Raw genomic sequence first — 22,799 nt, 5'->3', positions numbered from 1 at the left:
CACGTTGCCAGACCTCCCCGGGTATTGCGCACCCACCGTCACGCTTATGCCTGTCGGATCTACGCCGCATCGTTCCGTGCAAGTTTCGGGCTTTGATGATCTTGGGCACCTCACCCCGATGCGTCGCCTCGTATCCGCTTCCTGTTCGTCAGGCCAGCGCTTTGCCATCCGGCTTCCTCCAGACCCGCGGTCGCCCGCGAAACCCTTGCCTTCGGCTAACCGTTCCCCTTGCCGGGCCGGTAGAGGACTTCCACCTCCAAGTAGGTGCGCCCTGCCGGGCGCACCAGAAAAAAAGCCCGGAGGCTTTCGCCTCCGGGCTCGGAAAACTCGGAGCCGGTCTCAGCCCACGTAATCGGCGGCGCTGGTCGCGTCGCGATCGTTGGCCATGCCCAGCGCGCGGATCACCAGCGTGGCGACCACCGCCACGGCGATGTTGATGATCACCGCGTACAGGCCGATGTAGGCCGGGATGATCTGGCCCGCCACGTGCAGCGCATAGGCCGAGGACTTGAAGCCGCTCAGCGAGGCCGCCCAGACGCCCCAGGCCAGCCCCACCGCCCAGCCCAGCAGCAGCGCCTTGGCGTCGAACCAGCGGGTGTAGATGCCCGAGACGATGGCCGGCAGGGTCTGCAGCACCAGGATGCCGCCCAGCAGCTGCAGCTGGATCGCGTACTTCAGCGGCAGGAACACGATGAACAGCAGCGCGCCGAACTTGACCACCAGCGACACCAGCTTGGCCATGTCGGTTTCCTTCTGCACCGAGCACTGCGGGTTGATGAAGGCCTTGTAGATGTTGCGGGTGAACAGGTTCGCGGCGGCGATGGACATGATGGCCGCGGGCACCAGCGCCCCGATGGCCACGGCGGCGAAGCCGACGCCGACGAACCACGACGGGAAGTAGTGCAGCAGCAGGCCCGGCATCGCGAACTGCGGTCCGTACTGCTTGAAGTACGGCGCCAGGTCGGGCAGCTTCTCGATGCCACCGGCGTAGGCCATGTAGCCCAGCATGGCGATCAGCCCCAGCATCAGCGAGTAGGCCGGCAGCCACACCCAGTTGCGCCGCAGGGTGTTGGGGCCCTTGGCCGCCAGCACCGCGGTGGAGGCGTGGGGATACAGCATCAACGCCAGCGCCGAGCCGAAGGCCAGCGTGGCGTAGAAGGACTGCATGCCCCAGTTGCCGTCCTTGATCGCCGGCAGCAGCAGGTGCTCCTTCGGAACCTGCGCGAAGATCGCGCCCAGCCCGCCGAGCTTGGCCGGGATGACCACCACCATGGCGATCACCGTGATGTAGACCAGCAGGTCCTTCACCACCGCGATCGAGGCCGGCGCGCGCAGCCCGCTGGTGTAGGTGAAGGCCGCCAGGATCACGAAGGCGATGATCAGCGGAAGGTCGCCCACCAGGCCGTGGCCGGCGGGGAAGCCCAGGCCGCCGATGACCACCTGGATGCCCACCAGCTGCAGCGCGATGTAGGGCATCGTGGCGACGATGCCGGTGATCGCGATGGCCAGCGCCAGCACGGGGCTGCCGTAGCGCCCGGCCACGAAGTCCGAGGCCGTGATGTAGTTGTGCTTGTGCGCCACCACCCACAGGCGCGGCAGGATCGCGAACACCATCGGGTACACGAGCACCGTGTAGGGCAGCGCGAAAAAGCCCAGGGCCCCGGCCCCGAACACCAGCGCCGGAACGGCCACGAAGGTGTAGGCGGTATACAGGTCGCCGCCGATCAGGAACCAGGTGATCCAGCTGCCGAAGCGGCGCCCGCCCAGGCCCCACTCGTGCAGGTGGCTCATGTCCCCCTTGCGCCAGTGCGCGGAGACGAATCCCAGGATCGTGATCACCAGGAACAGCAGGACGAAGACGACGGTTGCGGTGATGTTCATCGCTTCAGTCTCCGCTTCCGGAAGGCACGACCATCTTGTAGACGATGCCGATGAACACGCTGGACAGCGGCACCCACACCAGCTGCCACCAGTAGAAGAAGGGCATGCCCATCCATGCGGGGTCGGTCTTGTTGAACCAGGGCACGACAAGCACTGCCACGCAGGGGATCGCCAGCAGGATCACTGCCAGCGGTCCCAGCTTGCGTGCTGGAGCGCGATCGGACATGTAGGAATCTCCGTAGGGTCGGGATCGAGGGACAGGGGGAACGCCATGACCGTCGCGCGCCGGCGGGGTCGGCTTCCGGCGTGATGTGCACGTACGGAAATTCCCCCGATGTCGCGCGGGCGGCGCAGGCCCGCATCTCTGATGCAACACCCGGCGAAAGCCGAATGTTTCCCGCAATGTAGCCAAGGAAGCAGGCAGTTGCTAATTCGGGGTTATCCCTAGTCCGAAAGGGGCAATGGCGCGCCGATGCTCGCGCCGCGGGGCACAGCCCTCAGGTCCCCCACTGGCTCCAGGCCTTTTCCACGCGCTTGACCGACACCGGGAAGGGCGTGCGCAGTTCCTGTGCGAACAGCGCCACGCGCAGCTCCTCCAGCATCCAGCGCAGTTCCTCCAGGCGTGCGTCGGCACCACTCTCGCCCTGCTGGCGGGCGAGCTGCAGCTCGCGCCGCAGGCGCGCCAGCAGCGGCGCCAGCTCGGCCTGGCGCTGCGCGTCGCGCACGGGGTCGGCGCGGACCTTGTCCAGGCGCATCTGCACGGCCTTCAGGTAGCGCGGCAGGTGCGAGCGCCGCGCGGGTGCGAGCTCGGTCATGAAGCGCCTGGGCAGCAGCTCCTGCAGTTGCTGGGCGACGTCGGCGTGCAACGCGGCCTGCGCCTTGAAGGCGCCGAGCCTTTTGTGCGCGGCGCTCCACTCGAGCAGGATGGAGCCGGCCAGGCGGGCCATTTCCTGCGCCAGCAACTGCAGGCGCGGGCGCCCCTCGGCCAGGCGCTGTTCGAAGGCCCGCGCATCGGCGGGCAGCGGCTCGGCGAGGAAGGCCAGGTCCAGCGCCGCGTCGAGCACTTGCTGGCGCAGCTCCTCGGCCGTGCCCAGCGGCATGTACGCGAAGACCGCCTGCTGCAGGCCCTGCAGGTTCTTCTCGGCCGCCTTCAGGGGCTCGCGCAGTTGCAGCGCGAACAGGCGCCGCAGCCCGGCGCGGTGCGCCTGGGCCGCCGCCTCCGGGGTATCGAACACATCGATCTCGACGGCCTTGCCGCGGTCGACCAACGCCGGAAAGCCCACCATGGTCGCCGGGCCGCGCCGGATCTCCAGCAACTCCGGCAGCGTGCCGAAACTCCAGCTGGTGTAGCCTTGCCCCGACTGCGCCGTACCGGCCGCGGCGGCGCCGCCCGGGCCCTGGCCGGCGCGCGCCTCGGGGGCCTGCGGCTGCGCGCCGCCGGGCGCCGCAACCCCGCCGGGCCGCGCCACGGCGCCCGGCGCGGCGGTCTTCGCGCGCGCCGCCGCCGCGACGGCGGCGGCCTCGGGCAGGCCGCGCGCGGCGGCCTGGAAGGCCTCGCGCGCAGCACCCCCGAGCTCGGCACGCAGGCGCGCCAGGTTGCGCCCCATGCCGAGCTGGCGCCCCTGCGCGTCGACCACGCGGATGTTGAACAGCAGGTGCGGGTCCAGCGCATCGGGACGGAAATGCTCGGGCTCGGGCGCCAGCCCCGTGGTCTCGCGCACCAGCGCGCGCAGCGCGTCGAGCAGGGGCTGCGCGGCGTAGCGCCGCGCCTCGCAGAGCTGTTGCGCGAAAGCCTGCGCGGTCGCCGGCAAGGGCACCAGGCGCGAGCGCTGGCGCTGCGGCAGGGTCTTGAGCAGCGCGGCGATCTTGTCGCCCAGCATGCCCGGCACCAGCCACTGAAGGCGCTGCTCGGGCAACTGGTTCAGCCCTTCCAGCGGAACCTCGACGGTCACGCCGTCGCGCGTGCCGCCCGGGTCGAAGCTGTAGGCCAGGGGCAGTTCCAGGCCGGCCACGCACAGGCGGGTCGGGAAGGCCTCGGTGGTGATGCCCGCCGCCTGGTGGCGCATCAACTCCTCGCGCTCGAGGAACAGCAGGCGCGGCTGCTCGGGGTGGGCCTTGCGGTACCAGGCGTCGAAACTCGCGCCGCTGTGCACCTCGGGGGGAACGAAGCGCTCGTAGAAGGCCTCGATCAAGGCTTCGTCCACCAGCAGGTCGCGCCGGCGCGAACGCTCCTCGAGTTGTTCGATCTGCGCGATCAGCTTGCGGTTGTGCTGCAGGAAGGGCCATCGGCTGTCCCATTCCCCCTGGACCAACGCATGCCGGATGAACAACTCCCGGGCCAGCGCCGGATCCACGCGGCCGTAGTCGATGCGCCGCTGGTTGTAGATCACCAGGCCGTACAGCGTGGCGCGCTCGAAGGCGCTGACCTGCGCCGGTTTCTTCTCCCAGTGCGGCTCATGCAGGGTGCGCTGCAGCAGGTGCGCACCCACGCGCTCGATCCATGCCGGATCGATGCGCGCCACCTGGCGCGCGTACAGGCGCGTGGTCTGCACCAGCTCGGCGGCCATGATCCAGCGCCCGGCCTTGCGCCCCACCGGCGAGGACGGGTGGATGAGAAAGCGGATGCCGCGCGCACCCAGGTAATGGGGCCCGTCGTCGGCCTTGCAGCCCACGTTGCCCAGCAGCCCCGCGAGCAGGCTGAGGTGGATCTGCTCGTCGCTGGCCGGCGCCGTGTTGAGCTTCCAGCCATGCTCGGCCACCAGCGCGTGCAACTGGGTGTGCACGTCGTGCCACTCGCGCATGCGCATGGGCGAGAGGAATTCCGAGCGCAGCTGTTCGTGCAGCTTGCGGTGCGACTTCTTGTGCGCCACCAGCTCCTGGTAATGCACCCACAGCTTGAGCCAGCCCGCCAGCTCGGATCCGCCCTCGACGAAGCGCCGGTGCGCGGTGTCGGCCGCCTCCTGGCGCTCGGCCGGGCGCTCGCGCGGGTCCTGCACCGCCAGCGCCGAAGCGATGATCAGCAGCTCGGCCAGCGCCTGTTGGCGCCGCGCCTCCAGGATCATGCGCCCCAGGCGAGGGTCCAGCGGCAGCACGGCCAACTGGCGCCCGGTCTCCGTGAGCTGGTTTTGCTCGTCGACCGCGCCGAGCTCGCCCAGCAGCTGGTAGCCGTCGGCGATGGCCTTGCGCTGCGGCGGATCGATGAAGGGAAACTGCTCCACCGCCTGCAGACCCAGCGCCTGCATGCGCAGGATCACCGCGGCCAGCGAGGAGCGCAGGATCTCGGGATCCGTGAAACGCCCGCGCGCCTGGAAGTCGGCCTCGTCGTACAGGCGGATACAGATGCCGTCGGCCACGCGGCCGCAGCGCCCCGCGCGCTGGTTGGCGGCAGCCTGGCTGATCGGCTCCACCTGCAGCTGCTCGACCTTCTGGCGGAAGCTGTAGCGCTTGACCCGGGCCAGCCCCGAATCGATCACGTAGCGGATGCCCGGCACGGTCAGCGAGGTCTCGGCCACGTTGGTCGACAGCACGATGCGCCGTGCCCCGCCGCCGGCGTGGAACACGCGGTCCTGCTCGGCCTGCGACAGGCGCGCGTACAACGGCAGGATCTCCACGCCGCGGCGCGCGGTCTCCAGGTGGTGCTTGCGCAGGGCCTCGGCGCAGTCGCGGATCTCGCGCTCGCCGGGCAGGAACACCAGCACGTCGCCGCTGCCGGCGCGCCACAGTTCGTCCACCGCCTCGCACACCGCCTGGTTGAGCTCGCGCGGCTCGCGCGCGGGCGCGCCGCCCTCGGCCGCGGCCGGCGCGGTGTCGAGCAGCGGACGCCAGCGGATTTCCACCGGATACAGGCGCCCGGACACCTCGATCACCGGCGCGGGGCCGCGCGGCCCCGCGAAATGCCGGGCGAAGCGCTCGGCGTCGATGGTGGCCGAGGTGATCACCAGCTTCAGGTCGGGGCGCCTGGGCAGCAGCTCGCGCAGGTAGCCGAGCAGGAAGTCGATGTTCAGGCTTCGCTCGTGTGCCTCGTCGATGATCAGGGTGTCGTAGGCGCGCAGCAGCGGGTCGCGCTGGGTCTCGGCCAGCAGGATGCCGTCGGTCATCAGTTTCACCGAGGCCCCACCGTGCAGGCGGTCGGCGAAACGCACCTTGAAGCCGACATGCTCGCCCAGCTCGCTGCCCAGTTCCTGCGCGATGCGCCTGGCCACGCTGACGGCTGCCAGGCGCCGCGGCTGGGTATGCCCGATCAGCCCGCTGCCGCCGGCGCCCAGCCCCCGCCCCAGTTCCAGCGCGATCTTGGGCAACTGCGTGGTCTTGCCCGAGCCCGTCTCGCCGCACACGATGACCACCGGGTGCTCGCGCATGGCGCGCGCGATGTCCTCCCGCCGGGCGCTGACGGGCAGCTCGGCCGGAAAGCGCAGCGGCGGTATGGGGTTCGGCGCCACGGGCGCCCGAGCAGGGGATGGCATGCGAAGACGGAAGGCAGGCGGCGGGGCCGCGCAGCCTGGCCAGGCCCGCGGCAAAAACGACAATTCTCGATCATTCCGGGATAATCACGCGGATGTCCTCCGATCCATCCCAATTCGTCCACTGGCTGCGCTCGGTCGCGCCCTACATCCATGCCCACCGCGGCAAGGTGTTCGTGGTCGCGATCGCCGGCGAGCTCATCGCCGACGGCCAGCTCAACGCACTGGTGCAGGACATCGCGCTGCTGTCGGCGATGGGTGTGCGCATCGTGCTGGTGCACGGTTTCCGGCCGCAGATCGAGGAACAGCTGCGCGAGAAGGGGGTCACGTCGCGCTACAGCCACGGCATGCGCGTGACCGACCCCATCGCGCTCGACGCCGCGCAGGAGGCGGCCGGCCAGTTGCGCTTCGAGATCGAGGCCACCTTCTCGCAGGGCCTGCCCAACACGCCGATGGCCGGCGCCACGGTGCGCGTGGTCTCGGGCAACTTCATCACCGCGCGCCCGGTGGGTGTGATCGACGGCCTGGATTTCGAGCACACCGGGCTGGTGCGCAAGGTCGACGCTCCCACCATCCAGCGCGCGCTGGAATACGGCGCCGTCGTGCTGGTGTCGCCCTTCGGCTTCTCGCCCACCGGGGAGGCCTTCAACCTGAGCATGGAGGACGTGGCCAGCAGCGTGGCCGCGGCGATCAAGGCGCACAAGCTGCTGCTGATCACCGAGGTCGACGGCGTGTTCGACGAGGACGGCCAGCTGCTGTCCGAGCTCACGGTGGCGCAGGCGGAGAACCTGCTGGCGCGCCTGCCCGACCCCCAGCAGCCCACCGACACCGCCTTCTACCTGCGCCACGCGGTGCGCGCCTGCCGCGCCGGCGTGGGGCGTGCGCACATCACCGGCTTCAAGCTCGACGGCTCGCTGCTGCTGGAACTGTTCACCCACGACGGCGTGGGCACGATGATCGCCGACGAGCACCTGGAGCACCTGCGCCAGGCCTCCGCCGACGACGTCGGCGGCATCCTGCAGCTCATCGAGCCCCTGGAGGCCGAGGGCGTGCTGGTCAAGCGCAGCCGCACCGAGATCGAGCGCGACATCGGCAACTACACGGTACTCGAGCACGACGGGGTGATCTTCGGTTGTGCCGCGCTATACCCCTACCCCGAGGCGCGCACCGGGGAGATGGCTGCGTTGACGGTGTCCGACAGCGCGCAGGGCCAGGGCGACGGCGAACGCATCCTGCGGCGCATCGAGCAGCAGGCGCGCGCATTGCGCCTGGAAAGCATCTTCGTGCTGACCACGCGCACCACGCACTGGTTTCTCAAGCGCGGCTTCGTGCCGGTCGAGCCCGACTGGCTGCCCGAGGCGCGGCGCCAGCGCTACAACGACCAGCGGCGCTCGCGCGTGCTGGTCAAACGTCTGGGCTGAGCGCGCGCTCCCGGCGACGGCGCCCCCGTTCCCTCCCCTTCCTACAGGATCCGATCATGAGTCGAATGGTGAACTGCATCAAGCTTGGCCGCGAGGCCCCCGGCCTGGATTTCCCGCCCTACCCCGGGGAACTGGGCAAGCGCATTTTCGACAGCGTCTCGAAGGAAGCCTGGCAGGGCTGGCTGAAGCACCAGACCATGCTGGTCAACGAGAACCGCCTGAACCTGGCCGACGCCAGCGCGCGCCAGTACCTCGCCCGCCAGATGGACCGCTACTTTTTCGGCGAAGGCGCGGAGCAACCGACCGGCTACGTGCCGCCGTCGGCTTCCTGAGCGGGCGCCGCGCGCTGGCGGCCCCGGCGCGGCCCCGGCGCGCCCCCAGCGCCCCCCCCAGCGCCCCTCAGCGCGCCCCCACCAGCAGGAGGGGCGCGCGCGAGATGTTTCCAATTGAAACTCGTCTAGCACACTTTGCCCCGGACCGCCATCGCGGCAAAACTGGATGCCCCGAACCCCGGGGGTATCTACGATGCATGTCGAAATACTGATACCGGGTTTCAGTATTTTGACTCGGGAATCCGAAGCCTCCACGAGAACGTGGCGAGCGTTCCCCGGTTCGACGATCCGGTGACGCACCCATAACTGGAGGAGAGAGGATTCCATGAACAAGAATCGACTGGCCGCGGCTTGCGCGGCGACCTGCGCCGTGGCGGCCCTGGCGCCCGGACTGGCGCACGCCACCGACGGCTATTTCCAACCCGGCTACAGCGTGCGCTCGAGCGGCATGGGCGGCGTCGGCATCGCGCTGGCGCAGGACGCGCTGGCCTCGGCCGCCAACCCGGCCGGCATGGCCCTGGTCGGCAACCGCTTCGACGCCGGGGTCACGCTGTTCCATCCCGACCGCGAGGCCCGGATCAACGGCGCCACCTTCAGCGGCAACGACCAGAGCAACTTCGTGATTCCCGAAGTGGGCTACAACCGCATGCTCAACCCGGACATGTCGGTGGGCATCAGCCTGTACGGCAACGGCGGCATGAATTCGGGCTACAGCAGCATCCTGGCCTCGCATACCGGCCTGCTCAACGGCGCCGGCGTGGACCTGCAACAGATGTTCATCAGCCCCAGTTTCGCGTGGCGCGTCACGCCGGGCAACACCATCGGCATCGCGCTGGACCTGGTGCACCAGACCTTCCGCGCCAACGGCCTGAACAATTTCGCCGGCTACTCGGCCAACCCCGCGAGCCTGCAGGATCCGGGGCACGACAGTTCGAACGGCGTCGGCGTGCGCCTGGGCTGGATCGGGCAGATCGCCCCCGGGGTTTCGGTCGGCGCCACCTTCCAGCCCAAGATCCACATGAGCAGCTTCAGCAAGTACAGCGGGCTGTTCGCCGAGCACGGCTCCTTCGACATTCCGGCCAACTACGGCGTCGGCGTGGCCTGGAAGGCCACCCCGGCCTGGACCCTGGCGGCCGACGTGGAACGCATTCTCTACAGCGGCGTGCCGGCCATCGGCAACACCTCGACCGACTTCGGCCAGACGCTGCTGGGGGCACCCAACGGGCCCGGCTTCGGCTGGCGCGACGTGACCGTCGTGAAACTGGGCGCGGCCTGGGCGTGGAACGACAAGCTGACCCTGCGCGCCGGCTGGAACCACACGGACAACCCGGTCACCTCGAAGGATGTGTTCTTCAACACCATCGCACCGGGGGTGGTGCAGGAACACGCCACGCTGGGGTTCACCTACGCGCTGACGCCCAGCATGGACCTGTCGGGCGACTACGTGCACGCCTTCAAGAACTCGGTGACCGGCGCGCTGGCTCCGCCGCCGGCCGGCCCCGGCGGCTCGGAGACCCTGAGCATGACCCAGGACTCCGTCGGCCTGTCCATCGGCTACAAGTTCTGATCCCGCAGCAGCGCCGCAAGCACGAAGGCCCCGCGACGCGGGGCCTTCGTGCTTTCATGCCTGCGTGCCTTCAGGCCCGGGCTCTCGCCCGGGCAGGCAGACTCAGACCGGCAGTACCGCCGAGCCCCAGGCCTCGTTGATCACCTCGGCGGCGGCCAGGTAGAAGGCCAGCGCCGCGGTCACCAGACCCAGGTAGCCGCCCAGCACGCCCAGCCCGCCGATGCCCAGCAGGGCGCCGAAGGCCAGCAGGTAGAAGGTGGGGACCAGCGCGGTGAAGATCAGCATGAGCGCCTTGCCCTTCTTCCAGGTGCCGATCCACATGTAGGTGGTGAACACGCCCCACAGCAGCAGGTACCAGCCGATGAACGGGCCGGTGACGCCCTTGGCGAAGAATTCCACGAACAGCGCGAAACTCCACCAGAAGGCGCCGTATCCGCAGAAGGCGACGAAACCGAAGCTGTTGCCGACGAAGGCCTCGATCACGCCGGCCACGAACTGCGCGGTGCCGCCGAAGGCGAAGGCGCAGGCCAGCACCATGGGCACGTTCTCGGGGCCGAACCAGCCTGCGTTGTGCATGCTGAGCAGCCACGTGGTCAGGGCGAAGCCTGACAGCCCCAGCGGGGCGGGGTTGATCTTCTTGTCCATCCTTGTCTCCTGTTTTCTATGCGCGCCGCGGGCGCGCCATGCTCTACGCCAGTGGTCCGGGCACCTGCAAGCCCTCGCGGGCCCGGGCCTCGTTTGCGGCGGGCTCTCCCGCCCGCTCACACGGGCACTGTCGCCGCCAAGCCTTACGGCAGGCCTACGGACTTCATTTGGACATGTTTGTTGCGTTTGGTAGCGTTCGTGACGCGGGGCCCCGACGGGAGCACAATTGCTCACACCCTCACACCGCCTGCTACCGTATGCTCTGGGGACTATGCAGATCGACGCCTTCGCCAGCACCGTTCCCGCCACCCTGACCCTCGCCCAGCACATGCTGGCGGTCCTTTCCGGCCTGGCCGTCGGTTTTTCGCTGGGGCTCATCGGCGGCGGCGGATCGATTCTCGCGGTGCCGCTGCTGTTATACCTCGTCGGGTATCCGAACGCCCACGTGGTGATCGGCACCACGGCGCTGGCCGTGTCGGTGAACGCCTACCTGAACCTGATCCCGCATGCCCGCGCAGGCAACGTGCGCTGGCGGCAGTCCCTGGTGTTCGCGCTGGTGGGCGCGGTCGCCGCCTTCGCCGGCTCCAGCCTGGGCAAGGCGGTGGACGGCAAGAAACTGCTGTTCCTGTTCGCGCTGCTGATGCTGGTGATCGCCGCGCTGATGCTGCGCCGGCGCGAGCCGGCGGCGCAGGCCGTGCACGAGCACGCCGCGCCGTCACGCGCCGCCTGGGCGCGCCTGGTGGCCGCCGCCGCGGTGGTCGGCCTGCTGGCGGGCTTTTTCGGCATCGGGGGCGGCTTCCTGATCGTGCCGGGCCTGGCCCTGTCCACGGGCATGCCCATGATCGCCGCGATCGGCTCCTCGCTGGTGTCCGTGGGCACCTTCGGCCTGACCACGGCCGTGAACTACGCCCGCTCGGGCCTGCTGGACTACACCGTGGCGCTGCTGTTCATCGGCGGCGGCGTCGCCGGCGGCTGGTTCGGCACGCGCGTGGCCACGCACCTGGGCAAGCACGGCAAGGGCACGCTGAACCTCATTTTCGCCCTGCTCGTGGCCGTGGTCGCGCTGTACATGCTCTGGCGCAACCTGTCGGCCTTCGGACTGCACCCGTGATGCCGCGCCGGCCGGGCGGCGCCCGGGCGCGCGAGCCGGATCAGATCAGCTCGGCCAGCAGGTCGTGGCCGCGAGTGCCGACCACGCGCACGCGCAGGAACTGCCCGGTGGACTGGGCCAGGCGCATGCGTGCCGAGGGCTTGGCCGGCGGCGCGATCAACACCTTGCCGTCGATCTCAGGCGCCTCGGCATAGCTGCGCGCAGTAGCGCCGTCGCGCCCGGCCTGGTCGACCAGCACGCGCAGGTCCTGGCCGATGCGCGCGCGCAGGCGCTGCACCGATACCTGCTCGGCCACTTCCATGAACCGCCCCTGACGCTGCGCGCGCAGTTCGTCGGGCAGCGCGCCCGGCAACTCGTTGGCGGCCGCGCCCTGCACCGGGGAATAGGCGAAGCAGCCCACGCGGTCGATCCGGGCACGGCGCACGAAATCCAGCAGGGTCTCGAACTCCTCCTCGGTCTCGCCGGGGAAGCCCGCGATGAAGGTGGAGCGGATCGCGATGTCGGGGCAGGCCTCGCGCCAGCGCTCGATGCGCTCCAGCGCGCGCTCGCCGCCGGCGGGCCGGCGCATGCGCCGCAGCACCTCGGGGTGCGCATGCTGCAGCGGCACGTCCAGGTAGGGCAGCACGCGGCCTTGCGCCATCACCGGCAGCACCTCGTCGACGTGCGGATAGGGGTAGATGTAGTGCAGGCGCACCCAGGCGTCGTGCTGCTCGGCCAGCCCTGCCAGCGCCTGCACCAGTTCAGCGAAACGCGTGCGCACCGGGCGCCCCTGCCAGAAACCGGTGCGGTACTTCAGGTCGGAACCGTAGGCCGCGGTGTCCTGGCTCACCACCAGGAGTTCACGCACGCCGGCCCGCAGCAGCGCCTCGGCCTCGTCCAGCACCTCGCCGATGGGGCGCGACACCAGCTTGCCGCGCATGCTGGGAATGATGCAGAAGCTGCAGCTCTGGTTGCAGCCCTCGGCGATCTTCAGGTAGGCGTAGTGCCGGGGCGTGAGCTTGAGCCCGCCGGGCGGCAACAGGTCGACGAAGGGGTCGTGCGGCCGGGGCAGGCTGTCGTGCACGTGACGCAGCACCTCCTCGGTGGCCTGCGGGCCGGTGACGGCCATCACCTTGGGATGCACCTTGCGCACCAGGTTGTCGCCCTGCTCGTCCTTGCGAGCGCCCAGGCAGCCGGTGACCAGCACGCGTCCGTTCTCGTGCAGGGCCTCGCCGATGGCGTCCAGGCTTTCCTGCACCGCCTCGTCGATGAAGCCGCAGGTGTTGACGATCACCAGGTCGGCGCCGGCGTAGCTGGAGCTGGTCTCGTAGCCCTCGGCGCGCAGCTGCGAGACGATGCGCTCGGAATCGACCAGGGCCTTCGGGCAGCCCAGCGAGACGAAGCCGATGCGCGGCGCGGAGGAAGGGGGGGCGGAAATGTCGGGCATCCCCGTATTGTCGCCGCTTTGAAGCGGCGGCGGCACGCCGCCGCGGGGCTGCCCTACTTCTTGGCGGGCGGGGCCTGGAAGGCACCCATCATCTGCTTGGCCTGCTGCTGCATCTGCTCCTGCATCTGCACGTACAGCTTCTTGCTCTGTTCCAGGTAGTTGCCCATCATGCCCTGGAGCATCGGGGCCTGGCCGCTGAGGAACTGCGACCACATCTCAGGGCTGAAGCTGCCGCTGTCGTACAGCCCGCGCGACTGCTCGGCCAGCTTGCCCTGGATGTCGATGAAGGCCTGCACCGTCTTCTCCAGGTACGAGCCCATCATGCCCTGCATCGCGTGCCCGTAGAAACGGATCAGTTGCTCCAGCATCGCGGTGCTGAGCATCGGCACGCCGCCGGCTTCCTCCTCCAGGATGATCTGCAGCAGGATGCTGCGCGTCAGGTCGGTTCCGGTCTTCGCGTCCTGCACGATGAAGCGCTGCGCCTCCATCACCAGCGACTTGACGTCGGCCAGCGTGATGTAGGCGCTGGTCTCGGTGTCGTACAGGCGGCGATTCGGGTACTTCTTGATGACGCGAACGGCGGTTTCTGACTGGGACATGGAGGACCTGACGCAAGGTTCGGGCCGGAGGCCCGCTGATCGATTGAACCACAAAAGCCTTCCCGGGCGTACCCGGGAAGGCCCCGGATGCGCCCCGGCCGCACGGCCCCGCGCAGGGCGCCGATCAGCTCATGTGCAGGCCGCCGTTGATCGACAGTTCGGCCCCGGTGGTGAAGGCGCCGTCCTCGCTGGCCAGCCAGGTCACCAGCGATGCGACCTCCTCCGGGCGCCCCAGGCGCTTGACCGGAATGGACGCGACGATCTTGTCCATCACGTCCTGCCGGATCGCCTTGACCATGTCGGTCATGATGTAGCCGGGAGCCACCGTGTTCACGGTCACGCCCTTGGAGGCCACTTCCTGCGCCAGGGCCATCGTGAAGCCGTGCATGCCGGCCTTGGCGGCCGAGTAGTTGGTCTGGCCGAACTGGCCCTTCTCGCCGTTGACCGAGGAAATGTTGACGATGCGCCCCCAGCCCCGGTCCACCATGCCGTCGATCACCTGCTTGGTGACGTTGAACATGGAGTACAGGTTGGTCTTCATCACGCGGTCCCAGTCCTCGTAGCCCATCTTGCGGAACACCGCGTCGCGCGTGATGCCGGCGTTGTTGACCAGGATGTCCACCCGCCCGTGCTCGGCGAACACCTGCTGGAACGCGGAACAGGTCGACTCCCAGTCGGCCACGTTGCCCTCCGACGCGTACACGTCCAGGCCCTGCGCGCGCATGTCGCGCAGCCAGCCGTCCTTGCGCGGCGAATTGGGGCCGCAGCCGGCGATCACCTTGTGGCCGGCCTCGCACAGCCTGCGGCAGATCACGGTGCCGATGCCGCCCATGCCTCCGGTAACGTATGCAATCTTCTTGTCCATGTGCCTTGCTCCTGGGGTTGTCGATTCGTGGGCCGTGCGACGGCCGTCTCAAGGGGCCGTCGCGCTCAACGCTCGACCGCGAGGGCCACGCCCATGCCGCCGCCGATGCACAGCGAGGCCAGGCCCTTGCGCGCGTCGCGCTTTTGCATCTCGTGCAGCAGCGTGACCAGGATGCGGCAGCCGCTGGCGCCGATCGGGTGACCGATGGCGATGGCGCCGCCGTTGACGTTGACCTTCGAGGTGTCCCAGCCCATCTGCTGATTCACCGCCAGCGCCTGCGAGGCGAAGGCCTCGTTGATTTCCATCAGTTCCAGGTCCTGCGGCTTCCAGCCGGCGCGCGACAGGCAGCGCGTGGACGCCGGCACCGGGCCCATGCCCATGTAGGCCGGATCCAGCCCCGCGCTGGCGTAGGCGCGGATGCTGGCCAGCGGGCGCAGCCCCAGCGCGGCGGCGCGGCTGGCGCGCATGACCACCACGGCCGCGGCCCCGTCGTTCAGCCCCGAGGCGTTGCCGGCGGTGACGCTGCCGCCCTTGTCGAAGGCCGGGCGCAGTCCGGCCAGGGATTCGGCGGTAGCCCCGTGGCGCACGAACTCGTCCGTGGCGAAGGCCACCGGGTCGCCCTTACGCTGGGGCAGCAGCACCGGCACGATCTCGTCGGCGAAGCGCCCCGACTTCTGCGCGGCCTCGGCCTTGTTCTGGCTGGCGGCCGCGAAGGCGTCCTGCATCTCGCGGGTGATGCCGTGCTTTTTCGCCACGTTCTCGGCCGTGGTGCCCATGTGGTAGTGATTGAAGGCGTCCCACAGCCCGTCGTGCACCATGGTGTCGACCAGGTTCCAGTTGCCCATGCGCATGCCGTCGCGCGAGCCGGGCAGCACGTGCGGGGCCGCGCTCATGTTCTCCTGGCCGCCGGCCACGACGATCTCGGCGTCGCCGTCGCGCACGGCCTGCGCGGCCAGCATCACCGCCTTCAGGCCCGAGCCGCAGACCTTGTTGATGGTCATGGCCGGCACGCTGTCGGGCAGGCCACCCTTGATCGAGGCCTGGCGCGCCGGGTTCTGGCCGCAACCGGCCTGCAGCACCTGGCCCAGGATCACCTCGGAGACCGCGCCCGGCTCGATGCCGGCGCGCGCCACGGCCTCGCGCACGACCAGCGCACCCAGTTCGGCCGCGGAAATCTTCGCCAGCGAACCGCCGAATTTGCCCACGCCCGTACGGACGGCGGAAACGATCACGATGTCTTCGCTCATAGCTTCATGTCTCAGGAAGAAAAGGGAATCTGCGGCGCGGCCCGCGGCTGCGCTCGCGCGAATTCAGGCCCGCACCCGAACATAGCGCCCCGGAGCGGCCTCGATCTTGACGTGGCCACCCCCTCCGTACGCGCGCGGCGCGTCGCGCATCGGGCCGGCCTGCTCGGCCAGCCACGCCGCCCAGTCGGGCCACCAGCTGCCGCCGCGCTCCTCGGCGCGCTGCAGCCAGGCCTGCGGATCGGCCGGCAGCGCCTGCGCCTTGCGCGCGCCGCGGGCCGCCGGCGGCAGCCAGTGGCTGCGCTTGCCCCCCGCGGGAGGATTGATCACCCCGGCGATATGCCCCGAGGCGCCCAGCACGAAGCGCGTGGGCCCGCCCAGGCGCCGCGCCGACGCGTAGGCGGTACTCCACGGCACGATGTGATCCTCGCGCGACGCGTACACGTAGGCCGGCAGCTCGATGCGCCCCAGGTCCACCGGCGTGCCGCACACGCGCAGCGCGTCGGCCACCGGCAGCTTGTTCTCCAGGTAGGTGTTGCGCAGGTACCAGGCGAGGAAGGGCCCCGGAAGATTGGTGCTGTCGGCGTTCCAGTACAGCAGGTCGAAGGGCGGCGGGGTCTCGCCCTTCAGGTAGTTGCCCACCACGTAGTTCCAGGTCAGGTCGTTGGGGCGCAAACTGGAGAATGCCGCGGCCAGTTCGGTCCCGGCCAGCAGCCCGCCGCGTCCGATGGTGGCCTCGCGCATGGCCACCTGGGCCTCGTCGACGAACACGTCCAGCACGCCGGTGTCGGAGAAGTCCAGCAGCGTGGTCAGGAAGGTCGCGCTGTGCACCGGACGCTGGCCGCGCCGCGCCAGGAGCGCCAGCGCGGTGCCCAGCAAGGTGCCGCCGATGCAAAAACCCAGCGCGTTGATGCCGCCCTCGGCCGGCGCCGCGGCCGGCGCGCGCTTGCTGCTGCCCCTGCCCTTGCCCGCACCCTCGGCCTTGGCCGCGGGCGCCGCCGCGGCGATCTCGCCGCACACGCGCACGGCTTCGAGCACGCCATGCTCGATGTAGTCGTCCCAGCTCCACTCGCCGCAGCTTGCGTCGGGATTGCGCCAGGACATCAGCAGCACGCGGTGGCCCTGCTGCAGCGCGTAGCGCACCAGGGAATTGCTCGGCTGCAGATCCAGGATGTAGTACTTGTTGATGCAGGGCGGGACGATGAGCAGCGGGCGCTCGTACACGTGGTTCTTCAGCGGCCGGTAGTCGATCAACTGAAACCAGGGGTTCTCGAACACCACCGCGCCCTCGGTGGTGGCCACGTTGCGCCCGATCTCGAACTGGCTCTCGTCGGTCTGGGTCAGCTTGCCGCGCAGCAGGTCCCCCAGCAGGTTGTCCATGCCGCGGCGCAGGCTTTCGCCGCCGCTTTGCATCGCGGTGGCCATGGCGTCGGGGTTGAGCGCCCAGATGTTGCTGGGAGCCGCAGCGTCCACCCATTGCTGGACCGCGAAGCGGATGCGCTGCTGGGTCTTGGGATCCGCCTGCACCGCGTCGGACAGTTCCAGCAGCGCGCGCGCGTTGAGCAGGTACAGGGCCGCCGTGTAGGCGGAAAAGCGGTTGCTGCGCCAGGCATCGCCGGCGAAGCGCCGGTCGCGTGGAGCCACGGGCTGCGCGCTGCCGCCCAGCAGCCCCACCCACAACTCGGCGTATTCCTTGCCGAAACGCGCCTGGATGTCGGCCACGCGCGCCGGATCCATGCGGAACAGCGGCGCCCCCGCGGCACGCAGGCTGCTGGCGAAGGCCTGGTGCAGGCCTTCGGCGAAGGCCTCGGTGGCCTGCGGCTGGTCGACGAAACGGGTGGGATCGGGGGGCATGGGAGGACTCGTCAACGACGGGCTCCGACGCTTGCGGGTCCGCGGACCCCAGGCCCGTGCGCCGGCGGGCCGAATGGATCCTTCGATGCGGAGGAAACGTCCAGGAACCAGCGATTCTTATTGGTCTGAGGGCTGGCAAAGCCAGATATTGCGCGAGCTTTCGGGCACCACGGTGTGTGATGGCCTCGAAAGGACCGCTTGCGACCCATTCTTGACCAAAGGCATCGTGGTGTCAACGCGCAGGGGATCCGCGCAATCCCTGCCCCCGCCCGGGTCTCGGCGCGCCTGGAACGATTCATACCAGCCACACCAGCCCTGCCTGCCGGCCGGTGACGCGATCACGCCGAAAGCTGTAGTAGAGCGAGGGGTTGGCCACGGTGCAAACCCCTCCACCGAACATGGACTCCGGCGCCAGCCCCGCCTCCCGCAGGCGCATGCGCGCGAGTTCGAACAGGTCGGCCATCCACTTGCCCGGCCGCTCGCCGCGCATGAAGGCCCGCTGCGCGGCGCCGTGGTGGGCGACAAAGGCCTCGCGCACCTCGTCGCCGACCTCGAAATGCGCCGGGCCGATGGCCGGGCCCAGCCAGGCCTGCAGCTGCGGGGGCTCGCAGCGGCAGCGCGCTGCCAGCGCGGCCGCGCTGCGCTCCAGCACGCCCGCCGCCAGCCCGCGCCAGCCGGCGTGCGCCGCCGCCACACCGCGGCCGCCGGGTGCCGCCAGCAGCACCGGCAGGCAATCGGCCACCAGCACGCTGGCGGCCACGCCGCGGCGCGTGAGCAGCGAGGCGTCCGCGCGCCGCGGGGAAGCCGGCCCGCCGGGGTCGAGATCGAGATCGAGATCGGCCAGCTCGCATCCGTGCACCTGTTCCAGCCAGGCCGGGACGGCCCCGCCGAGGCGTTGCGCGAGGCTCTCGCGGTTGGCGGCCACGGCCCGCGGATCGTCGCCGACATGCGAGCCCAGGTTCATGCCGCCGCCGCCCTCGCCGGCGCCGTAGGGGCCGCCGCTGCAGCCGCCCTGACGGGCGGTGAACAGGCCGCGCACGCGCGGGTTGCCGGGCCATGCAGCCTCGATCCAGCCCGGCGGCAGGCGTGGATTCATGCCTTGAGCCCTTGCCCGGCCGCTGCCGGCGCATCCCAGCTCGAGGCGTCCAGCAGCGCCGTGTCGCCGCCCAGTTCGCTCCACTGCGCCACGATGTCGGCGGCGACCGGCGAATGCCACTGCATCCACGCGCCCGTGCGCGGATGCCGCAGGCGCAGCAGCACCGCGTGCAAGGCCTGGCGCCGCAGCGCGCAGGCCGCGCCTCGGCGACCGTACAGCGGGTCGCCGAGCAGCGGCAGTCCGATGTGCTGGGCATGCACGCGAATCTGGTGGGTACGCCCGCTTTCCAGCACGCAGCGCAGCGCGGTGACCGCACCGAAGGGGCCGCGGCAGCAGCCCAGGCCGCGAAATTGCGTGCGCGCCGGCTTGCCGCCGGCCACCACCGCCATGCGCAGGCGGTCGCGCGGATGGCGCCCGATGGGCGCGTCCACCCACACCGGAGCATGCAGTTCGCCCCAGGCCAGCGCCAGGTACTGGCGGCTGACGCTGCGCGCCTGCAACTGGCGCACCAGATCGGTCTGCGCCGTCAGGCTGCGCGCCACCACCATGAGCCCGCTGGTGTCCTTGTCCAGGCGATGCACGATGCCCGCGCGCGGCAGTGCGGCGCTTTCGGGAAAGCGCGCCAGCAGGCCGTTGAGCAGCGTACCGCTCCAGTTCCCGGCCGCCGGGTGCACGACCAGCCCGGCGGGCTTGTCGATCACCGCGAGGTCCGCATCGCTCCACAGCACGTTCAGATCCATGGGCTCGGGCGCGAAGGCGGCGGCTTCCGGCTCCTGCGGAAGTTGCAGCATCAGCGCCGCGCCGGCACGCGCCTTGCTGCGCGGCTGCGCCACGGCCTCGCCCATGCGCACCAGGCCGGCCTCGCACCAGGCGCGCAAGCGGCTGCGCGAGAATTCCCCGAACACCTGCGCCAGCACCTTGTCCAGGCGCTCGCCGGCGAATTCGGCCGGCACCACCGCCTGCAGGGTCTGGGGCCCGGCGGCTTGCGGCTCCGGGGCGTCGTCGGCCTCGCCCGGCTCCCAGTCGGGCGGGGCGGGCGGCAGGCCCTCGGGCTCGAGTTTCGAAGCAGCGGGAATCGGGGGCGCGCGCATCACGCCAGCATAGTGCAGCCCCGCGGCGGCGCCGGGCGCCCGCGGCCCAGGCCCCGCCCCGGTCAGGGGGCTTCCTATAATGCCGGGCTTTGGCGCCACTCCACCGATCCCCGCCGTGAACCGTATCCCCTTCTTGACCGGCGCGACCTGCTCGCGCTGGCTGCTGCGCCTGCTGCTCGCCTCCAGCGTGCTGGCCCTGGGCGCGTGCGCGTCCACCGGCGATACCGACATCACCGCGAACTGGTCCGCGGCCAAGCTGTACCGCGAGGCCAGCGATGAAATGGCCAACGGCGCCTACGACACCGCGACCAAGTACTTCGAGAAGCTGGAATCGCGCTATCCCTACGGCATCCTGGCGCAACAGGCGCTGATGGAAGTCGCCTACGGCTACTACAAGCAGGGCGAACGCGCCCAGGCCGTGGCGGCCTGCGACCGCTTCCTGAAGATCTACCCCAACAATCCGTACGTGGATTACGTGCTCTACCTGAAGGGTCTGAGCAACTTCTACGCGAACCAGACGCTGTTCACGAAACTGGCCGACCAGTCCGCCTACGAGCGCGACCAGCGCGGCGCGAAGGAGTCCTACGCAGCCTTCCGCGAGCTCGTCACGCGTTTCCCGGACAGCAAGTACAGCAACGATGCGCGCGAACGCATGCGCTACATCGTCAATTCCCTGGGCCTGTACGACGCGCACGTGGCGCTGTTCTACTTCAACCGCGGAGCCTACGTGGCGGCGGCCGACCGGGCCCAGGAGACGCTGCGCGAGTACCCCGACACGCCGGCCACGCAACTGGCGCTGGGGGTGCTCATGAACAGCTACGACCGCCTGGGCCTCACCCAGCTGCGCGACGACACGCAGCGCGTGCTGCGCCTGAACTATCCCGAAAGCCCCTACCTGAGCGGTCCCTTGCCGACCAACCATCCGTCCTGGTGGCGCCTGTGGTGAAGGGCCGCGGCCGGGGCGCGGCCACCGCGCGCATGGCCGGCCGCGAACATCTAGTGTCCTGGCCCGCCGCGCGCATGCTCGCGCAGGAACTCCGCGGCCTGCTCCTCGGTCTCGACGCGGCGGAACGGCGGTAGCGAGGCCAGCAGCCTGCGGCCCCAGCCGGTGGCGGCAAGGCGCTGGTCGCAGACCGCGAGCACGCCCCAGTCGTCCTCGCCGCGCACCAGGCGCCCGGCGCCCTGCTGCAGGGCCAGGGCGGCCTGGGGCAGCGAATAATCCATGAAACCGCTGCGCCCGGCCGCCTCCAGGCGCGCCAGGCGGGCCGCCACCAGCGGATCGTCGGGTGGCGCGAAGGGCAGCTTGTCGATCACCACCAGCGTGAGCTGCTCGCCGGGAAAGTCCACCCCTTCCCAGAAGCTGTGGCTGCCCACCAGCACCGCGCGGGCATCGGCGGCGAAGCGCTGCAGCAGCACCGCCTTGGGTTCGCTGCCCTGCTCCAGCACCGTGCGCCCCGGCGGCAGCAGTTCGCGCAGGCGCGCGGCGATGCGCCCCATGGCGCGCAGCGTGGTCGTGAGCACGAAACTGCCGCCGGGATTGACCGCCACCAGGCGCGCCGCGAGCTCGGCCACCCTTGTCGAATGCTCGGGGTCCGCGGGCCGGAAGCCCCTCCCGGGGACCAGCAGCCGGGTCTGCGCCGCGTAGTCGAAGGGGCTGGGTACGCGAAGCTCCTGCAGGCGCGGAGCCTGGGCTTCATCGGCGCCCTGCAGGGCCACGCTGCTGTCGCCCAGGCCCAGGCGGGCGCGGGCGTAGCGGAAGCTGCCGTCCAGGGTGAGCGTGGCCGACACCAGCACCCAGGCTTGCGCGCGCTCGGCCAGCAGCGTCGAGAAGGCGGGCCCGATGCCCAGCGGCGTGGCCAGCAGGCGCAGATGATGGCTTCCCACGTCCAGCCAGCGCACGCTGTCGGCGGCCCCCGGGGCCGCGGCTTCGGCGCCGGCGGGCTCGCCGGCGGCATCGTGCGGCCCCAGCTGCCAGGTCGCCAGCAGACGCTGCTGCTCGCGGCAGCGCTCGGCCAGGCGCGTGAACTCGGGCGCGGCCTCCTCCACGTGCAGCAGCGCGCCCAGCAGCGCTTCCAGCTGCTCGCGCCACGCGCGCAGCGCCTCGCTCCAGCCGGGCAAGGCCTGCGCCTGCGCCCAGTCCAGGCGCGCCGGGCCGCTGCGAGCCTGCGAGGGCCCTGCGGCGCACAGGCGCAGGTCGCGCGCCGCCTTGGTCAGCGCGGCCGCGAGCATCGGCCAGTCGGCCAGGCCGCGCGCGTGCTGCAGCCCGCAGGCCTGGGCATCGCGCGCGAGTTCCTGCGCCTGCGCCGTTCCGACCGCGCTGCCGAGGAACTGCGCACCGATGTCGGCGAGCTGGTGGGCCTCGTCCAGCACCACCGTGGTGGCCGCCGGCAGCAGCTCGGCCACGCCGTCGCCGCGCAGCGCGAGATCGGCGAAGAACAGATGATGATTGACCACCACGACGTCGGAGGCCAGGGCCTCGCGGCGGGCCTTCATCACGAAACAGGCCCGGAAGTCCGGGCATTCCGAGCCCAGGCAGTTGTCGCGCGTAGAGGTGACCAGCGGCAGCACGGCGGAGTTCTCGTCCATGCCCGCCAGGCCGGACAGGTCGCCATCGGCGGACGCCGCCGCGAAGCGCACCACCTGGCGCAGTTCCTGCACCGCGCGGCGGCTTTCCAGCTGGCCGTCCTGCTGCGCACGCTTGAGCCGATAGTGGCACACGTAGTTGGCGCGCCCCTTCAGCACGGTTCTGCGCACCTGCAGGCCCAGCGCCTGGCAGGCCAGCGGAAGGTCCTTGCGGTACAGCTGGTCCTGCAGCGCGCGCGTCGCGGTGGACACGATCACCCGCTCGCCGTGCAACAGCGCGGGCACCAGATAGGCCAGGGTCTTGCCCGTGCCGGTCCCCGCCTCGGCCAGCAGGATGCCGCGCCGCTCGATGGCCTGGCGCACGGCATCGGCCAGCGCGCGCTGGCCCGGGCGCTCGCGCCAGGCCGGCAGCGCGGCGGCCAGCAGGCCCTGCGCGCCCCACAAGGGGTCGTCCTGGGCGCGGACATCGTCGGCGGCCTCGTCGGCATGCCTACAATGCCCCTCATCATGCTCGGGCGGGTTCAAACGGGCGGATGCGGCTCGCGGGCCGGGCTCGGGGTGGTTCCCGGCGGTCGCCGCGCGTCGCGTGTGCAACGATGGCCGGGAGCTTGCGTGGGTATGGGA

17 protein-coding genes are annotated in these 22,799 nt (G+C 70.5%); 5 read left to right on the top strand and 12 right to left on the bottom strand.

The features are described from left to right. Positions 1-339: 339 nt before the first annotated feature. From mctP to hrpA, 3 genes are all read right to left on the bottom strand, one after another. Entirely contained in the window at positions 340-1,881 is a 1,542-nt protein-coding gene (mctP, locus tag D466_RS0115380) for a monocarboxylate uptake permease MctP (RefSeq protein ID WP_018914602.1), read from the bottom strand. Positions 1,882-1,885: 4 nt separating this feature from the next. Continuing rightward, positions 1,886-2,107, bottom strand: coding sequence for a DUF3311 domain-containing protein (locus tag D466_RS0115375; protein WP_018914601.1), 222 nt, complete (start codon positions 2,105-2,107; stop codon positions 1,886-1,888). Between the two features lie 271 nt (positions 2,108-2,378). Then, complete coding sequence (hrpA, locus tag D466_RS21980) at positions 2,379-6,344, bottom strand: ATP-dependent RNA helicase HrpA (RefSeq protein WP_081629980.1); 3,966 nt, start codon at positions 6,342-6,344, stop codon at positions 2,379-2,381. 92 nt (positions 6,345-6,436) lie between these two features. Here hrpA and argA point away from each other — a divergent pair, with 92 nt between their 5' ends. The 3 genes from argA to D466_RS0115355 all read left to right on the top strand — a co-directional run bounded on the left by argA (position 6,437) and on the right by D466_RS0115355 (position 9,661). Further along, positions 6,437-7,762, top strand: coding sequence for an amino-acid N-acetyltransferase (gene argA / locus D466_RS0115365; RefSeq protein ID WP_018914599.1), 1,326 nt, complete (start codon positions 6,437-6,439; stop codon positions 7,760-7,762). 56 nt (positions 7,763-7,818) lie between these two features. Further along, positions 7,819-8,094: an oxidative damage protection protein gene (locus D466_RS0115360; RefSeq protein ID WP_026285339.1), complete on the top strand. Its 276-nt coding sequence runs from the start codon at positions 7,819-7,821 to the stop codon at positions 8,092-8,094. 325 nt (positions 8,095-8,419) lie between these two features. Further along, complete coding sequence (locus D466_RS0115355; protein WP_018914597.1) at positions 8,420-9,661, top strand: OmpP1/FadL family transporter; 1,242 nt, start codon at positions 8,420-8,422, stop codon at positions 9,659-9,661. Positions 9,662-9,763: 102 nt separating this feature from the next. Here the strand turns inward: D466_RS0115355 and D466_RS0115350 are convergent, their stop codons facing one another. Further along, entirely contained in the window at positions 9,764-10,306 is a 543-nt protein-coding gene (locus D466_RS0115350; protein WP_018914596.1) for an acetate uptake transporter family protein, read from the bottom strand. Positions 10,307-10,577: 271 nt separating this feature from the next. Here D466_RS0115350 and D466_RS0115345 point away from each other — a divergent pair, with 271 nt between their 5' ends. Next, positions 10,578-11,417: a sulfite exporter TauE/SafE family protein gene (locus D466_RS0115345; protein ID WP_018914595.1), complete on the top strand. Its 840-nt coding sequence runs from the start codon at positions 10,578-10,580 to the stop codon at positions 11,415-11,417. 40 nt (positions 11,418-11,457) lie between these two features. Here D466_RS0115345 and rimO read toward each other — a convergent pair whose 3' ends face one another. The 7 genes from rimO to D466_RS0115310 all read right to left on the bottom strand — a co-directional run bounded on the left by rimO (position 11,458) and on the right by D466_RS0115310 (position 19,592). Next, positions 11,458-12,843 carry a 30S ribosomal protein S12 methylthiotransferase RimO gene (gene rimO / locus D466_RS0115340; protein ID WP_018914594.1) on the bottom strand — a complete coding sequence of 462 codons (1,386 nt, stop codon included), beginning with the start codon at positions 12,841-12,843 and terminating at the stop codon, positions 11,458-11,460. A gap of 53 nt (positions 12,844-12,896) precedes the next feature. Further along, entirely contained in the window at positions 12,897-13,442 is a 546-nt protein-coding gene (gene phaR / locus D466_RS0115335) for a polyhydroxyalkanoate synthesis repressor PhaR (protein WP_018914593.1), read from the bottom strand. Between the two features lie 124 nt (positions 13,443-13,566). After that, positions 13,567-14,307, bottom strand: coding sequence for an acetoacetyl-CoA reductase (gene phbB / locus D466_RS0115330; protein ID WP_018914592.1), 741 nt, complete (start codon positions 14,305-14,307; stop codon positions 13,567-13,569). A 65-nt stretch (positions 14,308-14,372) separates the two neighbouring features. Next, entirely contained in the window at positions 14,373-15,554 is a 1,182-nt protein-coding gene (locus D466_RS0115325) for an acetyl-CoA C-acetyltransferase (protein WP_018914591.1), read from the bottom strand. 63 nt (positions 15,555-15,617) lie between these two features. Next, a complete protein-coding gene (locus D466_RS0115320) occupies positions 15,618-17,405 on the bottom strand; it encodes an alpha/beta fold hydrolase (RefSeq protein ID WP_018914590.1) in 1,788 nt (595 codons plus the stop codon). Between the two features lie 295 nt (positions 17,406-17,700). Further along, the gene (gene pgeF, locus D466_RS0115315) at positions 17,701-18,501 is read right to left on the bottom strand and encodes a peptidoglycan editing factor PgeF (RefSeq protein ID WP_018914589.1); all 801 of its coding nucleotides are present in this window, start codon (positions 18,499-18,501) and stop codon (positions 17,701-17,703) included. Continuing rightward, positions 18,498-19,592 (bottom strand): RluA family pseudouridine synthase, encoded by a 1,095-nt coding sequence (locus D466_RS0115310; RefSeq protein ID WP_018914588.1) that lies wholly within the window; start codon positions 19,590-19,592, stop codon positions 18,498-18,500. The genes pgeF and D466_RS0115310 overlap by 4 nt, the downstream gene beginning before the upstream one ends. A gap of 133 nt (positions 19,593-19,725) precedes the next feature. Between D466_RS0115310 and D466_RS0115305 the strand changes: the two genes are divergently transcribed. Beyond that, positions 19,726-20,538 carry an outer membrane protein assembly factor BamD gene (locus D466_RS0115305; RefSeq protein WP_018914587.1) on the top strand — a complete coding sequence of 271 codons (813 nt, stop codon included), beginning with the start codon at positions 19,726-19,728 and terminating at the stop codon, positions 20,536-20,538. A 50-nt stretch (positions 20,539-20,588) separates the two neighbouring features. Here the strand turns inward: D466_RS0115305 and D466_RS0115300 are convergent, their stop codons facing one another. After that, positions 20,589-22,700 carry an ATP-dependent DNA helicase gene (locus tag D466_RS0115300; RefSeq protein ID WP_231385744.1) on the bottom strand — a complete coding sequence of 704 codons (2,112 nt, stop codon included), beginning with the start codon at positions 22,698-22,700 and terminating at the stop codon, positions 20,589-20,591. Between the last annotated feature and the right edge of the window lie 99 nt (positions 22,701-22,799).

It is taken from the genome of Thiomonas sp. FB-6, assembly GCF_000377645.1.
Lineage (GTDB): Bacteria > Pseudomonadota > Gammaproteobacteria > Burkholderiales > Burkholderiaceae_C > Thiomonas_A.
The sequence above is the reverse complement of the archived record's forward strand: the minus strand, read 5'-3'. Positions and strand labels throughout refer to the sequence as shown.